General features: G+C 47.4%; 2 protein-coding genes. Both read left to right on the forward strand.

The window, feature by feature from the left end; translation table 11 throughout:
* Positions 1-338, forward strand: a 338-nt coding sequence (gspJ, locus tag R7Z49_RS25650; RefSeq protein WP_318112483.1) for a type II secretion system minor pseudopilin GspJ, incomplete at its 5' end; no start/stop codon positions are given.
* The coding region (gene gspK, locus R7Z49_RS25655; RefSeq protein ID WP_318112484.1) for a type II secretion system minor pseudopilin GspK at positions 331-650 on the forward strand (320 nt) is incomplete at its 3' end. The genes gspJ and gspK, both read left to right, overlap by 8 nt.

The raw sequence follows: 650 nt of genomic DNA on the forward strand, positions 1-650 counted from the left end.
CGCAGCAACAGTTCCCGCGTGGTGAAGTGACTAAAGTGGGCTATCGCGTTAAAGAAGAAACCCTGCAGCGTGTTTGGTGGCGTTATCCAGATACCCCAGTTGGGCAGGAAGGCATTGTCACTCCGTTGCTGACGCAGGTGGAATCTTTCGACATGCGTTTTTATGACGGTAAACAGTGGAAGAAAGAGTGGGACAGCAATAAAGAGTTGCCGAAAGCTGTCTCAGTTGTCTTGAAGTTGAAGGATTACGGTGAAATTGCGCGCACGTATCTAACGCCAGATGGCAAGCTTGCGGAAAGTGAAAGAAACAAAGCATCGGAGGGCAACAACAATGGCTAATCGTCAGCGTGGTGTTGCTTTGATTATTGTACTGATGTTGTTAGCGATTATGGCGACCATTGCTGCCACCATGTCTGAACGTTTGTTTTTGCAGTTTCAGCGCGGTTCAAACCAAATCCATTACCAGCAAGCATATTGGTACAGTGTTGGTGTTGAAGCCTTAGCTGAAGTGGGTATCGAGCAGAGCTACAAAGACAGCGATACCATCAACCTCAGCCAACCTTGGGCGATTAAAGAACAAGTGTACCCATTGGACTATGGTCAAGCTGCAGGACGTATTATGGATAAGCAAGCGTGCTTTAACCTCAATGT

Source organism: Vibrio sp. 1562 (assembly GCF_033340155.1).
In the GTDB taxonomy this organism is placed as follows: domain Bacteria; phylum Pseudomonadota; class Gammaproteobacteria; order Enterobacterales; family Vibrionaceae; genus Vibrio; species Vibrio alginolyticus.